Source organism: Pseudomonas sp. PDM27 (assembly GCF_019219205.1).
GTDB lineage: Bacteria > Pseudomonadota > Gammaproteobacteria > Pseudomonadales > Pseudomonadaceae > Aquipseudomonas > Aquipseudomonas laurylsulfatiphila.
The window spans coordinates 1-13351 of the sequence record NZ_JAHUWF010000018.1; the positions used below are offsets into that span (position 1 = coordinate 1).

General features: G+C 62.5%; 13 protein-coding genes. 8 read left to right on the forward strand and 5 right to left on the reverse strand.

Annotated features, from left to right (window positions below; genetic code table 11):
* Nucleotides 1–359: 359 nt before the first annotated feature.
* Nucleotides 360–989 (reverse strand): response regulator transcription factor, encoded by a 630-nt coding sequence (locus KW838_RS27510; protein ID WP_007978139.1) that lies wholly within the window; start codon nt 987–989, stop codon nt 360–362.
* Between the two features lie 259 nt (nt 990–1248).
* On the opposite strand from KW838_RS27510, the gene hpaC reads away from it, so the two are divergent.
* Together hpaC and KW838_RS27520 are read left to right on the forward strand one after the other, a co-directional pair.
* Nucleotides 1249–1761 carry a 4-hydroxyphenylacetate 3-monooxygenase, reductase component gene (gene hpaC / locus KW838_RS27515; protein WP_008002569.1) on the forward strand — a complete coding sequence of 171 codons (513 nt, stop codon included), beginning with the start codon at nt 1249–1251 and terminating at the stop codon, nt 1759–1761.
* A gap of 473 nt (nt 1762–2234) precedes the next feature.
* Nucleotides 2235–2531, forward strand: a complete 297-nt coding sequence (locus KW838_RS27520) for a DUF6124 family protein (protein WP_218504159.1) — start codon at nt 2235–2237, stop codon at nt 2529–2531.
* A gap of 260 nt (nt 2532–2791) precedes the next feature.
* Here KW838_RS27520 and KW838_RS27525 read toward each other — a convergent pair whose 3' ends face one another.
* Both KW838_RS27525 and KW838_RS27530 read right to left on the reverse strand, forming a co-directional pair.
* Entirely contained in the window at nt 2792–4357 is a 1566-nt protein-coding gene (locus KW838_RS27525; RefSeq protein WP_218504257.1) for an aldehyde dehydrogenase (NADP(+)), read from the reverse strand.
* Nucleotides 4357–4989: an isochorismatase family cysteine hydrolase gene (locus KW838_RS27530; RefSeq protein WP_218504160.1), complete on the reverse strand. Its 633-nt coding sequence runs from the start codon at nt 4987–4989 to the stop codon at nt 4357–4359. The genes KW838_RS27525 and KW838_RS27530 overlap by 1 nt, the downstream gene beginning before the upstream one ends.
* A 99-nt stretch (nt 4990–5088) precedes the next feature.
* Here KW838_RS27530 and KW838_RS27535 point away from each other — a divergent pair, with 99 nt between their 5' ends.
* Nucleotides 5089–5583: a helix-turn-helix domain-containing protein gene (locus KW838_RS27535; RefSeq protein WP_218504161.1), complete on the forward strand. Its 495-nt coding sequence runs from the start codon at nt 5089–5091 to the stop codon at nt 5581–5583.
* Nucleotides 5584–5746: 163 nt separating this feature from the next.
* Complete coding sequence (locus tag KW838_RS27540) at nt 5747–6199, forward strand: cupin domain-containing protein (RefSeq protein ID WP_218504162.1); 453 nt, start codon at nt 5747–5749, stop codon at nt 6197–6199.
* Between the two features lie 187 nt (nt 6200–6386).
* Here KW838_RS27540 and KW838_RS27545 read toward each other — a convergent pair whose 3' ends face one another.
* On the reverse strand, nt 6387–6806 hold the full coding sequence (locus tag KW838_RS27545; protein ID WP_218504163.1) for an organic hydroperoxide resistance protein: 420 nt from the start codon (nt 6804–6806) through the stop codon (nt 6387–6389).
* Nucleotides 6807–6992: 186 nt separating this feature from the next.
* Nucleotides 6993–7877 (reverse strand): LysR family transcriptional regulator, encoded by an 885-nt coding sequence (locus tag KW838_RS27550; RefSeq protein ID WP_218504164.1) that lies wholly within the window; start codon nt 7875–7877, stop codon nt 6993–6995.
* Between the two features lie 216 nt (nt 7878–8093).
* Here KW838_RS27550 and KW838_RS27555 point away from each other — a divergent pair, with 216 nt between their 5' ends.
* The 4 genes from KW838_RS27555 (at nt 8094) to KW838_RS27570 (ending at nt 13346) form a co-directional block, all read left to right on the forward strand.
* Nucleotides 8094–9491: an MFS transporter gene (locus KW838_RS27555; RefSeq protein ID WP_218504165.1), complete on the forward strand. Its 1398-nt coding sequence runs from the start codon at nt 8094–8096 to the stop codon at nt 9489–9491.
* Between the two features lie 157 nt (nt 9492–9648).
* On the forward strand, nt 9649–11652 hold the full coding sequence (locus tag KW838_RS29740; RefSeq protein WP_218504166.1) for an aminotransferase class I/II-fold pyridoxal phosphate-dependent enzyme: 2004 nt from the start codon (nt 9649–9651) through the stop codon (nt 11650–11652).
* A 27-nt stretch (nt 11653–11679) separates the two neighbouring features.
* On the forward strand, nt 11680–12462 hold the full coding sequence (locus tag KW838_RS27565; protein ID WP_007999835.1) for a transporter substrate-binding domain-containing protein: 783 nt from the start codon (nt 11680–11682) through the stop codon (nt 12460–12462).
* Nucleotides 12463–12632: 170 nt separating this feature from the next.
* On the forward strand, nt 12633–13346 hold the full coding sequence (locus KW838_RS27570) for an ABC transporter permease (RefSeq protein WP_007977785.1): 714 nt from the start codon (nt 12633–12635) through the stop codon (nt 13344–13346).
* Nucleotides 13347–13351 lie beyond the last annotated feature (5 nt).

A 13351-nucleotide genomic window follows, 5' to 3' on the forward strand; every position in this document is an offset into this window, starting at 1 on the left:
GAACACAAAGCCTGTGTACGGCCGGGATCAAAAAATGTGGGAGCGAGCTTGCTCGCGATGGCGTCGTGTCAGTCGCCTTCAATTTCGGATGTGCCGGCCTCATCGCGAGCAAGCCCGCTCCCACAGTGGATCTCCAGTGAACACAAAGCCTGTGTACGGCCGGGATCAAAAAATGTGGGAGCGAGCTTGCTCGCGATGGCGTCGTGTCAGTCGCCTTCAATTTCGGATGTGCCGGCCTCATCGCGAGCAAGCCCGCTCCCACAGTAGATCTGCGGTGAACACAAGATCTGTGTACGGCCGGGATCAACCTGTGGGAGCGAGCTTGCTCGCGATGAGGCCCGACGGCGAATACAAAATGCTCAGTGCCGCACCGGCTCATCCACCGGCAAATGCAGCACCTCGCGCACCAGCATGGCGATGCTGGTCACGCCCATCTTTTCCTTGATCTTGGTGCGGTGCACGTCAACGGTCTTCACGCTGATGTTCAGCTCCCGCGCGATCACCTTGCTGGCCTTGCCATCGATCACCAGCATCAACACTTCCCGCTCACGGCTGGTCAGCAACGCCAGTTTGCCCTGCAGGTTCTGACGCTGTTGCTGATCGGCTTGGGCGTGCACGGCGGTCTTCAGCGCGGCCTGGATGCGGTCGATCATCTGTTGCGGGTTGTAGGGCTTCTCGACGAAGTCCAGCGCGCCGTTCTTCATCGCCGTGACCGACATCGGAATGTCGCCATGGGCCGAGACGAAGATGGTCGGCAAGGTACTGCCACGCTGGTTGAGGATTTCCTGCAACTGGAAACCACTGGTCTCCGGCATGCGCACGTCGAGCACCAGGCAGGCGGGCTGCCTGGGGTCGTATTGGCTGAGGAACTCTTCGGCGCCGGCAAAGCACTGCGCCTGCACGCTGACCGACTCCAGCAACCAGGCCAGGGAAGTGCGCAGGTCCTTGTCGTCGTCAACGATATAAACAATCGGTTTGCGGGTTTCCATCGGGGCTGCCACGAAAGTTTTCTAATTATTGTTTTCGCACGCGAACGCGCGGCACGCATCGGCTCGTTTTTCTGGAGCCTGTAAGCAGAATACCCACTGTGGCCGGCCCTTGCGATAAAGAAACCACCTAGTCGACTAGCGGAAACCCAACCTCGCCATGGGGATCGTCAGAATGGTTGTGCCGCGCCCGCAGCCTTAGTCTTGTTCCATCACCTACGGGCCGCAAGATGGCGGTCCTCCTGAAGGAAGGGGCATCGACATGGCCGACCTGAGCCAGCAGCAAATCGACTTTCGCAACGCCATGGCGCAGCTGCCTGCGGCGGTGAACATCATCACCACCAACGGCCCCGGCGGGCGCTGCGGCATCACCGCCAGCGCCGTGTGCTCGGTGACCGACTCGCCGCCCACCGTGCTGGTGTGCGTCAACCGCAACAGCGCCACCCACGACGTGTTCCGCACCAACGGCCACCTGTGCGTCAACGTGTTGTGTGGCGAGCAGGAAGAACTGGCCCGACACTTCGCCGGCATGACCCAGGTGCCGATGGCCGAACGTTTCGCCTGGGACCTGTGGGACGACGGCGCGGCCGACGTGCCGGTACTGCGCGATGCCCTGGTGCAGCTCGAAGGGCGCATCAGCGAGTGCAAGGAAGTGGGCTCGCACTCGGTGATGTTCGTGGAGCTGACGAAGGTCGGCGTGCGCGAACCACGCGACAGCCTGGTGTATTTCAACCGCCTGTTCCATCGCCTGGAGCATGCTGGCGCGCATTGCTGATAGACCGCGTTATCGTTCAATCGCGAGCAAGCTCGCTCCCACAGTGGATTTGAGTCGAACACAGATGTTGCGTTCGCTGAAAGTCCCTGTGGGAGCGAGCTTGCTCGCGATGGCGGTGCCAGTTTGGAATGCTTGTTTAACGGCTGTAGGAGTAACTTCCTGCAAGCTACAAAACCTTGCGGCATTGCCTACAGCTACGCCAGAATCCGCCGGCTTGTGCGCCTTGAGGTCCATCGGTAACTTGATTCGCGTCACTGATTTCCAGTGATCGGGTTTAGCAGCCCGTGGTGACACGAGGCGCATTGGCAGTCCACACAGTCAGGTATTTCCCATCCCTGCACTTGATGGCAGCTGTGCGCAGGGCGCCCTCGGGCGCGCCGGTTTCGTGTCTCCCCGGTCTGCTAACCTGCGTACAGCCGCCACCCTTCGTTTAGCAGCGAATCGGTGACGGCTCCAGTTCTGGAGACCGAACGATGTTGAAGGTTACCCCTGATCCACCGCAAGACGACGTTTGCCCAAACCCGGCCCTGCACATCATGGCCACCCCGCACAAACCCTCCACACTGTTCACCATCAACCCCGACATCGACACCGAAACCCTGCTGGCCCACGCCTGCGAATCGCTGGCCTCGGCGAGTGTCATGGCCAATGACCTGGCGGGCTTCCTGGAAGGCACGCACCGCAACACCCTGCTGGGCATCGCGCAAGTGATCATGCTGGGGGAGTTGGCGGTGAATCGGGCTTTGGATCAGGTCGATCGGCCCGGCTAACCACTGAACACTGTGGGAGCGGCGGTGCGGCGATCCGACTTGCTCGCGGTGTGTCAGTCAACATTGATGTTGGAAGTGATGGCCTCTTCGCGAGCAAGCTCGCTCCCACAGGTTTAGTGGGTGTACGCAGTATTTGTGGACTACCGAATCTACTGTGGGAGCGGGCTTGCCCGCGAAAGCGGTAGTTCAGCCACCGATGATGTTGGCTGTGCCGGCCTCTTCGCGAGCAAGCTCGCTCCTACAGGGTTGACGGTATGGCGCTAATGACCGTCGACAAGACGCGGCAACCCCAAGGGATTGCCCTCGCGCAAAACCTCCGGCAACAAGGCATCCGGAAACCCCTGGTAAGCCACCGGGCGCAGGAAGCGTTCGATGGCGGTCATGCCCACCGAGGTGAAGCGACTGTCCGAGGTGGCCGGAAACGGTCCGCCATGCACGGTGGCAAAACATACTTCCTGTGGATGAGCAAAGGCGTTGACCACGATGCGCCCGGTGCGTCGCTCCAGGGTTGGCAGCAGGCGACGGGCCAGTGGCAGGTCGTCCTGTTCAAGGTGCAGGGTCGCGCTGAGTTGCCCCTTGAAAGCGCGCGCTACCCGCAACAGCTCTGCTTCATCCCGGACCTTCACCAGCAGCGCGGACGGGCCGAATACCTCCTGGGAAAGCGCCGGCTCGGCGAGAAAATGTTCGCCATCGACTTCGAACAGCGCCGAACGGCCATCGACTTCAGCGGTGGCGCTCGAGCCCACGGCGACGAGGCGGGCGCCGGCGTTTTCCAGGGTGCGCAGCCCGTTCAGATAGGCCCCATGGATGCCCGGTGTCAGCATCGTGCGCGCCGGTGCTGCGCTCACGCGTTGGCTCATGGCGTGGCGCAGTGCTGCAAACCCAGCGCCCTCGACGGCCAGCAGAATCGCCGGCTTGAGACAGGCTTGCCCGACGTTGACCAGCATGCGCTCGACAAAGCCATCGCCAATCGCCGCGCCGCGTTCGGCGAGTGCCCGGGGCAGAATGAAGGTCGGGTTGACGCTGGTCATCTCGGCGAAGACCGGAATCGGCTCGGGACGCAATTGCGCGCGCCGATACAGCGCCATGCCACCCTGTTCGGAACCGGTGAAGGTCACGGCCTTGATCAGCGGATGATCGACCAGCGCTTCGCCGATGGCATTGCCGCTGCCACGCACCATGGAGAACACGCCTTCGGGCAATCCGCTGTCTTGCACCGCCTGGCGGATCGCCCGGGCCTGGATTTCCGAGGCGCCGGGATGCGCGTTGTGCGCCTTGAGAATGACGGTCGATCCCGCCGCCAGCGCCGACGCGGTGTCGCCACCGGCCACCGAATAGGCGATGGGGAAGTTGCTCGCACCGAAAATCGCCACCGGGCCGATGGCGATTTTTTGCAGGCGATGATCCATGCGCGGGCGTGGCTGGCGCTCGGGTTGCGCCGGGTCGATGGCCAGTTGCAGGAAACGCCCCTTGCGCACCACATCGGCGAACTGGCGGAACTGGGTGGCCGCCTTGATGGCCTCGCCTTCCAGTTGCGCCTCGGGCACGCCGGTTTCCAGGGCGGCCCGTGCCGCCAGCGCCGCGCGAACGCGGTCGAGGTTGTCGGCGATGCGTTCGAGAAACGCCGCCCGCACGGCGAGCGAGGTATGGCTGTACACATCGAATGCTTCATCGGCCAGGTTCGCCGCCCGGTCGACATCGGCCACGCTACCCAGCGCGAATGCCGGTTCAATCGGCTGGTTGGTCGCGGGATTGAGCGCCTTAAGAGTGCCTTCGCTGGCGCTGACTTCACGGGCGCCGATCAGCAGGTTGCCGGTCAACTGCATCACGCACCTGCCTGTGCCAATGCGGCAACCAGTTCATCGGTGGTCAGGATGGCGTGGGCGAAGGTCGGGCCGTTCAGCTCATGGGCCGAATGCATCATCTCCGGCTTGAAGGCCGCGGTCGCGTCCCGTACCAGGGTGACGTGATAGCCGAGTTCCTGAGCGTAACGGGCGGTGGCCTCGATGCAGGTGTTGGCCAGCAGGCCGACGATGATCACGTGGGTGATACCCTTTTGCTTGAGGCGAAAATCCAGGTCGGTATTGGCAAAGCCGCTGGAGCCCCAATGTTCCTGAACGATGATGTCGCCGTCCTGCGGCGCGAAGTCGGGGTGCCATTCGCCGCCCCATTCCCCGCGTGCGAAGTGGTGCATGTGCATGATCTTGCACTGGGTGGGGCTTGGGTGATCCCAGTTTTCGTAGTCGCCTTTTTCCCAGCGGTGGTGCGGTACGATGACCACCGGAATGTCGAGCCCGCGAACGGTGCGATCAAGCGTACGCAGGTTGTCGAGCAGGCCGACGCCCTTGGCAATGGGCTCGATCAAGGGGTAGATCTTTCCGCCTTCCGACAGGAAATCGTTGTAGGGGTCGACCAGCAGGTAGGCCGTCCGATCAAGAGGGTAGGTGGCGTTGGACATGGCGGTGCTCCGCAAGATAATCCGTGGATGATGAAGTGTAGTTGCCAGCAATTCACGTAGATATGATAATCATAGTAACTAGGCAAGAGGCAATACCGCATGTCGGTGAAAGCAACCGTTTCTGAAACCCTGTGCCCGATTTCCCGGGCCGAAGCCGTCGTCGGCGACCGCTGGACGGTGCTGGTCCTGCGTGAGTTGTTCATGGGCAGTCATCGCTTCGATGAAATCCAGGCGCAGACCGGCGGTACGCCGCAAATGGTCGCGGCGCGCTTGAAGAGCATGGAGGCCGACGGGCTCCTGGAGCGACGTGCCTACAGCGAACGGCCCAAACGCTACGAATATCACCTCACGGAAAAGGGCGATGCGTTCTACTCGGTGGTGCTGGCGCTGCGGGCCTGGGGCGAAACCTGGTGCAAATCGCCCGGGGAAGATTTGGCGGTGGTCTATACCCACCGCAGTTGCGGCGAGCCCGCCGGCCTCGGTCCGCTGTGCGCCCATTGCGGGCAGCCCTTGCGCCGCGCCGACCTGATCAGTGAACCGAGTGCCGCCTATGTCGCCGAACGCAGCGCCCGGCGCGAAGCGTTCAAGGCCTAGCGGCGGGTTTGTATCGGCAGGTATCCGCAACGCCCGCCGTTACCCGGGCATACAAAACCGGGGTTTCCAGACACCCTGGCGATACACGGCGGCCTTCAAATGCAACCACCGGCACCGTGTCATTTTCGGCGCGGCTGGCCAGGGTTCAACTGGAGGAAAGGCAATGTTGCGTATCAACACCCGTCACACCATCGGCAAGCTGGGCATTGCCCTGGCCGCCGCAGGGCTTGCGACCTTCGCGAGCTTCTCTCAAGCCCAGGAAACACAGGCGGCCCCGGCGATGAAAAGCTGGCAGCAGGGCCTGCATCGCACCGACCTGGTACGCGAAGACCTGGGCGCCGCCGACCGTGAAGTCACTCAGGTGCTCGTGGACTTCGACCCGGGCGTGGTCTCGCCCAGGCATGCTCACCCTGGCGTAGAAGTGGCGCACGTGATCAGCGGTACCTTCGAGTATCAGCTGGAAGGGCGGGCACCGGTGACGCTCAAGGCCGGTGATTCGTTGTACATCCCCGAAGGCGTCGCCCATGTGGCGAAGAACGTGGGCCAGGACAAGGCCTCGGAACTGGCCACCTACATCGTAAAGAAAGGCCAGCCGCTGCTGATCCTCAAGGAGTAGATGAACTGTGGGAGCGAGCTTGCTCGCGATGGTCTCGAGAGCGCTGTGTTTAACCAGGAAACACGCGTTATCGTTAACGACCATCGCGAGCAAGCTCGCTCCCACAACAACAACAACAACGATTGCGGTGTTCAGTAAGCCTGGCCTGACCGGTATCAAGACGTCAGGCCAGGCTTTTCCGCGTCGATCAAACCAGATTGATCTCGACATCGATATTGCCGCGGGTCGCTTTGGAGTACGGGCAAGTCTGATGCGCCAGTTCCACCACACTGCGTGCGATGGCCGGGTCCAGGCCCGGCAGGCTGACATTCAGGCGGGCTTGAAGGAAGAAAGCGTTTTCGGACTTGCCCAGATCTATTTCGGCATCCACCGCAACATCGCTCGGCAAGGCCACTTTCAGCGCGACGCACGCCTTGCCCATCGCCCCGATGAAACAGGCCGACCAACCCGCCGCCAGCAGTTGCTCAGGATTGGTGCCGGCACCCGAAGCGCCGGGAGGCGAAAGCTTGATGTCCAGGCGTCCATCGGTGCTGCGCGCCTGACCGTCGCGGCCGCCGGTGGTGTGGGTCTTGCCGGTGTACAGCACGGTATCGATTGCATTGATCATGGTGGTATTTCCTGTCAGTGGGTCGCGGGAATGCTCGGAAAACCTGCGCTTTCCGATGCGCCCCACTGTTTCATTTCCATGTAGTGCCCATATGTCCTGAACCTGGGGGATGTGTATCGCTGTGTAAGGTGGCCGGGGGGACATACAGTTCGATACAAAGCGCTGGAATGCGCGCGGCGCCTGAGTTTATTGACTGCAAACCTCCCACACACAACCGCGCAGCCAGCGATGGGCCGGGTCGGCGTCCATGCGCGGGTGCCACAGCATCGACACCGTGATCGGCGGCGTGGGGAAGGGCAACGCAAAGCAATGCATGCCCTGGCACAGGTTGCCGACGTGCCGCTGCGGCACGCTGGCGACCAGGTCTGAAGCCCGCGCCAATGCAATCGCGGACGAAAAACCGGCGACAATGGTGATGATCTCCCGCTTCAGCCCCAACTCAGTCAAGGCGTCGTCCATGACGCCTTTTTCGTGGCCCCGGCGTGAAACCAGGATGTGCCGGGCCTCGGCATAACGCACCGGTGTGACTTCACCCTGAGCCAGTGGATGACCCTCGCGCACGACGCCAATGAAGCGGTCGCGAAACAGCATCCGGGTCCGCACTTCCGGGCTGGTGGATTCACCGATCACGCCGGTCTCCAGGTCCACCGAACCGTCGCGCAGCAGGGTGCTGTCCTTGTTCAGCTTCTGCACGAAGTTCAGGCGGACACCGGGCGCCTCGCGGTGGATGCGGGCTATCAGTGGCGCGCCGAAATTTTCCACGAAGCCATCGCTGGTGCGCAGGGTGAAGGTGCGTGCCAGTTGATCGAGGTCAAGTGCCTCGGCGGGGCGCAGGACGGATTCGGCGTCCTGCACGAGCACGCCGACGCGTTCACGCAGCTCCAGCGCCCGGGGTGTGGGAACCAACCCGCGTCCGGCCCGCACCAGCAACGGATCGCCCGTGGTTTCGCGCAACCGCGCCAGCGCCCGGCTCATGGCCGACGGGCTCAGGCGCAATCGCTGCGCGGCGCGGGCCACGCTGCCTTCCTCCAGTAACACGTTCAGGGTGATCAGCAGATTCAGGTCGGGCATGGAATGGGTTCCTGTGGGAGCGGGCTTGCTCGCGAAGGGGCCATCAGCCTCAACATCAATGTTGGCTGACACACCGCTTTCGCGAGCAAGCCCGCTCCCACACTGGGTTGTGGGTGGGTAGCGTCTGGTGCATGTATTCAGTGCAAACGCTGCGTCTTCCGCCATGTTATGGCTGGGCTTAGGCTCGGGACAACCTGTTTGCGGAGTCGCGAGAAAATGAAGTCGATATCTATTCGAGGCGCGCTGGCCAGCCTGTCGCTGTCCATGCTGCTGTCATCCCTGGGCACGAGCATTGCCAATGTCGGTTTGCCGACACTGGCCGCCGCGTTTTCGGCCTCTTTCCAGCAAGTGCAATGGGTGGTGCTCGCTTACCTGCTGGCGATCACGGCGCTGATCGTCAGTGCCGGGCGGCTCGGCGACATTGTTGGTCGTCGGCGTTTGTTGTTGATCGGAATTTGTGTGTTTACCGTCGCTTCAGTCCTGTGCGCCGTCTCATCCGGTCTCGGGTGGCTGATTGCCGCCCGGGCCCTGCAGGGCATCGGCGCGGCCATCATGATGGCGTTGACCCTGGCGCTGGTGAGCGGGGCGGTGCCCAAGGAAAAGCTGGGCAGTGCGATGGGCCTGCTCGGCACGATGTCGGCGATCGGCACCTCGCTCGGCCCGACCTTCGGCGGTTTCTTGATTGCCAATTCGGGATGGCAGGCGATTTTTCTGCTCAATGTGCCCTTGGGTGTTTTGGCGATGGGGCTCGCGCAGCGTTTTCTACCGAAAGATGACCCTGAGAAAAGGGCGGATCGAGCGGGTTTCGATGTCCTCGGCACCCTGGTATTGGTCCTGACGCTGCTGGCCTATGCGCTGGCGATGACCCTCGGGCGCGGCTTTGCTCCGCTGAACCTGGCACTGCTGCTGGTGGCCGTGGTGGGGGCGGCCGTGTTTTTGTTCGTCGAGCGCACCGCCGAGTCACCACTGGTTCGACCGGCGATGTTCCGCAATTGGCAACTGAGCGCAGGTTTCGCCATGAGCCTGCTGGTGACGACCGTGGTCATGGCCACCCTGGTGGTGGGACCGTTTTATCTCACCGGCGCACTGGCGCTGAATGCAGCGAGCGTGGGCCTGGTGATGTCGACGGGGCCGCTGGTCGCCGCACTGGCCGGGGTCCCGGCGGGTCGATGGGTCGACAGATTGGGCGCACATCGATCCGGCACGCTCGGATTGCTGGCCATGCTGACCGGCGCTGGCATCCTGCCCGCCGTGCCGACGGGCTTTGGCGCGCTCGGCTACATCGTGCCCCTGGCGGTCATGACCGCCGGTTATGCGCTGTTCCAGGCGGCCAACAATACCGCCGTGCTGGCGGACATCACGCCGCAAGAGCGCGGCGTGGTCTCCGGTCTGCTCGGGTTGTCGCGCAATCTGGGCTTGATCACCGGCGCTGGTGTGATGGGCGCCGTGTTCGCCTTCGGCACCGCCAGCCACGATGTTTTGCAGGCGCCACCTGAGGCCATCGCGCAGGGGATGCGCTTGACCTTTGTGGTGGCGGCGGGGCTGATCTGCATCGCCCTGGCGATTGGCGCGGTCAGCAAAATCGTTTCACGTCGCCTGATTGCGTCGTGCTGAAAAACGGCGCGACTGTCGTGAAAACGACCTGTTTGCGCTGAACGCGAAGCCTTGTGAGTTTTCTGTTGAACGAGTGTTCAGTCTGGACTATGTTGAGGGCCACCTTCCCCCGGCTGGTTGCGGGCTTGCGTTTCTTCAATTCGAACGAGGCACTGGCATGCGGTTTTCACCCTTTGTAGAGCGGATCAGTGGCCAAGGCGTTGCCGCCTGGGATATTCACTACGCGGCCAACGCGGCACAGCGCAACGGCGAGGACGTGATCATCCTCAGCGTCGGCGACCCGGATTTTCCCACCCCGGATTTCATCACCGATGCCGCCATCCACGCCTTGCGCGAAGGGGATACCCACTACACCGAAATCGCCGGCCGCCAGGCCCTGCGCGAAGCCATCGCTGGCCGCTACAGCCAGTTGATCGACCGCGAACTGCAGGCGTCCAACATCATTCTCACCGCCGGTGCGCAGAACGCCTTGTTCGCCACCTCGATGTGCCTGCTCGGTGCCGGCGACGAAGTGATTGCCTTCGACCCGATGTACGTCACTTACGAAGCCACGCTCAAGGCGTCCGGCGCCACGCTGGTGCGGGTGCCCTGTGCGGCGGATTCGGGGTTCCGCCTCGATGCCGCCGTGTTGGCCAAGGCCATCACCCCGCGTACCCGGGCGATTTTCTTCTCCAACCCGAACAACCCCACCGGTGTGGTACTGGGTCGCGAAGAGCTGCAAGCCATCGCCGATCTCGCCATCGCCCATGACCTGTGGGTGGTGGTGGACGAGGTCTACGAGAGCCTCGCCTACGAGCGCGAACACCTGAGCCTGGCGGCGTTGCCGGGCATGGCCGAGCGCTGCGTGGTGATCGGCAGCCTGTCGAAATCCCATGCCATGACCGGATGGCGCATCGGCTGGGTCGTGGCCAACGAAGCCCTGGTCAACCATGTCGAAACCCTGGTGCTGAGCATGCTGTACGGCTTGCCCGGGTTCGTCATGGAAGCGGCGCTCAAGGCCGTGCAGTCCCATGATGAAGTCACCCACGGCATGCGCGAGATCTATCGCCGGCGCCGCGACCTGGTGGTGTCCGGCCTGGCCGATTGCCCGGGCATCAGCGTGCTCAACCCGGACGCGGGCATGTTCGTGCTGGTGGACGTGCGCGGCACCGGCCTGACCTCGCTGGAATTCGCCTGGCGCCTGCTGCGCGAGGCCGGTGTCTCGGTACTGGATGCCGCGGCATTCGGTGAGCCTGCCCAGGGTTTTGTGCGGCTTTCGTTCACCCTCAGCGAAGAACGACTGGCCCAGGCCTGTCAGCGTATTCGCGGCTTTGTCCAGGTACTCAACGGCGAAGCGCCGAGGCCGGTGATCGGCACGGTGACCAGTACCGCCACCGTCGAACCGGCCGCGGCCAGGACCATGATCGAGGTCGATCGCCTGCACAAACGCTTCGGCAATATCGAAGTGCTCAAGGGCGTCTCCCTGACCGCCCGCGAGGGCGAGGTGATCTCCCTGATCGGTGCCAGCGGCTCGGGCAAAAGTACCTTGCTGCGCTGCATCAACATGCTCGAAGTGCCGGACCAGGGGCGCATCCTGGTCGATGGCGAAAGTATTCACCTCAACCAGAATCGTCCCGGCGCACCGCTGGTGTCGGACGCTAAACAGCTGGTGCGTATCCGTTCCAGCCTGGGCATGGTGTTCCAGAACTTCAACCTCTGGCCCCATCGCACGGTGCTGGAAAACCTCATCGAAGCGCCGACCCAGGTCCTGCGTGAAAGCCGTGCGGAGGCCACCGAACGGGCCGAAGCCCTGCTCGAACGCGTCGGGCTTGCGGCCAAGCGCAACGAGTACCCGGCGTTTCTCTCCGGGGGACAGCAACAACGGGTGGCCATCGCCCGGGCCCTGGCCATGCGGCCCAAGGTCATGCTGTTCGATGAACCCACCTCGGCACTCGACCCGGAACTGGTCGGGGAAGTGCTGCGGGTGATCCGCTCCCTCGCCGAAGAAGGCCGGACCATGATCCTGGTGACTCATGAAATGGCTTTCGCACGCGATGTCTCTTCCAAAGTCGCCTTCCTGCATCAAGGGCTGATCGAGGAAACCGGTTCGCCGGACGAAGTGTTCGTACACCCACGCAGCGAGCGTTGCCGGCAATTCGTCAACGCTCATCAGACTCGCTAACTCATCATAAAAAGACGGGAAAACAACATGGGAAATCGACGTTTTGCAAACTGGTTGACCGGTGCAGCCTGCGTACTGCTGGCCGGCATGAGCGCGGCTCAGGCACAGCCCATCCGTTTCGCGGTGGCCGCCGAACCCTATCCGCCGTACACCGAAAAGCAGGCCAACGGTGAGTGGAAGGGCTTTGAAGTCGACCTGATCCACAAGCTGTGCAGCGAAATGAAAGCCGATTGCGAGATCAAGGAAGTGGCGTGGGACGGCATCATTCCGTCGCTGCTGGCGAAGAAGATCGACGTGATCTTTTCCTCGATGTCGGTGACCGAAGAACGGGAAAAACAGATCGCCTTCAGCAAGGCCTACTACGATTCGGCGATTGCCGTCGTCGGCCCGAAAGAGACGTCGGTGAAGAAGTACCCGGATGACCTCAAGGGCAAGATCATCGGCGTGCAGAACTCGACGGTGAGCGCCAGCTACCTGAAGACCTACTACGAAAAAATCGCCGACGTTAAGTACTACGACACCCAGGACTCGGCCAACGCCGACCTGATTGCCGGGCGCATCGACCTGATGATGGCCGACGGCACCGCCATGGCTTCGTTCGTCAAGACCCCGGATGCCAAGGACCTGGCCTACCTAGGCACCGTGCCCTATGACCCGATCTTCGGCAAAGGCGTAGGCGCCGGCCTGCGCAAGGACGACACCGAACTCAAGGCGAAACTCGACAAGGCCATCCAGGAGTTGCTGGCGAGCAAGGACTACGACGACCTCTCCCAGAGCTACTTCGGCACCAGCGTGAAGCCGGCGTTCTGATGACGGGCTAAACGCAAGTCCTGAGGAAAAGCAGATCCCTGTGGGAGCGAGCTTGCTCGCGATAGCGGTGGTTCAGTCAGCATTGATATTGACTGGCATGGCCTCATCGCGAGCAAGCTCGCTCCCACAGAATCCGGCGGTGTGTTCATGACCGCATACTGGAGACTGATATGCCGGCAATGTTCGATCTGATCAATTTCACCGAACAGGGATGGGGCAGTGCGCTGTTGAAGGGGCTCTGGATGACCCTGCAGATTTCCGCCGGGGCCTTTGTTCTCGGGCTGGCCATCGGGCTGGTGGTGGCGTGCCTCAAGCTGGGTGCGCCGAAGCCGATTGCAGCGCTGATGCGCGGCTACACCACTTTGTTCCGCGCGGTGCCGGAGTTGCTGCTGATTCTGTTGCTGTACTACGTCGGCTCCATGCTCCTCAATTCGCTGATGACCAAACTCGGGTACGGCGTGGTGAACGTCAGCGGTCCGCTGGCGGCCATCGTCGTGCTGGGGCTGGTGCAGGGCGCCTACGCCTCGGAGATTTTCCGCGCGGCGATCCAGGCGATTCCCTTCGGCCAGATCGAAGCGGCCAAGGCGTTCGGCCTCAACGGTTTCGGTCTGTTCCGCCGGGTCACGCTGCCGATCATGGCGCCATACGCCATGGCCGGGATGGCCAACCTGTGGATCAACCTGATCAAGGACAGCGCACTGATCAGCGTGGTCGGCACCAACGAGCTGCTGTACACCGCCAAGCAAGGCGCGGGTTCGACGCGCCACTATCTGTTGTTCTACCTCACGGCTGCCGCGCTGTACTACGCGGTGACCTTGGCGTCGAACTATCTTTCGGGACGGTTGGAGCGACGCATTCGTCGCTGGATGCCTCTTGTTGACTGAACCGG

What these genes read in the sequence shown, in the direction of transcription:
- KW838_RS27510 (WP_007978139.1), bottom strand. Translation starts at nt 989, where the DNA reads ATGGAAACCCGCAAACCGATTGTTTATATCGTTGACGACGACAAGGAC.
- hpaC (WP_008002569.1), top strand. Translation starts at nt 1,249, where the DNA reads ATGGCCGACCTGAGCCAGCAGCAAATCGACTTTCGCAACGCCATGGCG.
- KW838_RS27520 (WP_218504159.1), top strand. Translation starts at nt 2,235, where the DNA reads ATGTTGAAGGTTACCCCTGATCCACCGCAAGACGACGTTTGCCCAAAC.
- KW838_RS27525 (WP_218504257.1), bottom strand. Translation starts at nt 4,357, where the DNA reads ATGCAGTTGACCGGCAACCTGCTGATCGGCGCCCGTGAAGTCAGCGCC.
- KW838_RS27530 (WP_218504160.1), bottom strand. Translation starts at nt 4,989, where the DNA reads ATGTCCAACGCCACCTACCCTCTTGATCGGACGGCCTACCTGCTGGTC.
- KW838_RS27535 (WP_218504161.1), top strand. Translation starts at nt 5,089, where the DNA reads ATGTCGGTGAAAGCAACCGTTTCTGAAACCCTGTGCCCGATTTCCCGG.
- KW838_RS27540 (WP_218504162.1), top strand. Translation starts at nt 5,747, where the DNA reads ATGTTGCGTATCAACACCCGTCACACCATCGGCAAGCTGGGCATTGCC.
- KW838_RS27545 (WP_218504163.1), bottom strand. Translation starts at nt 6,806, where the DNA reads ATGATCAATGCAATCGATACCGTGCTGTACACCGGCAAGACCCACACC.
- KW838_RS27550 (WP_218504164.1), bottom strand. Translation starts at nt 7,877, where the DNA reads ATGCCCGACCTGAATCTGCTGATCACCCTGAACGTGTTACTGGAGGAA.
- KW838_RS27555 (WP_218504165.1), top strand. Translation starts at nt 8,094, where the DNA reads ATGAAGTCGATATCTATTCGAGGCGCGCTGGCCAGCCTGTCGCTGTCC.
- KW838_RS29740 (WP_218504166.1), top strand. Translation starts at nt 9,649, where the DNA reads ATGCGGTTTTCACCCTTTGTAGAGCGGATCAGTGGCCAAGGCGTTGCC.
- KW838_RS27565 (WP_007999835.1), top strand. Translation starts at nt 11,680, where the DNA reads ATGGGAAATCGACGTTTTGCAAACTGGTTGACCGGTGCAGCCTGCGTA.
- KW838_RS27570 (WP_007977785.1), top strand. Translation starts at nt 12,633, where the DNA reads ATGCCGGCAATGTTCGATCTGATCAATTTCACCGAACAGGGATGGGGC.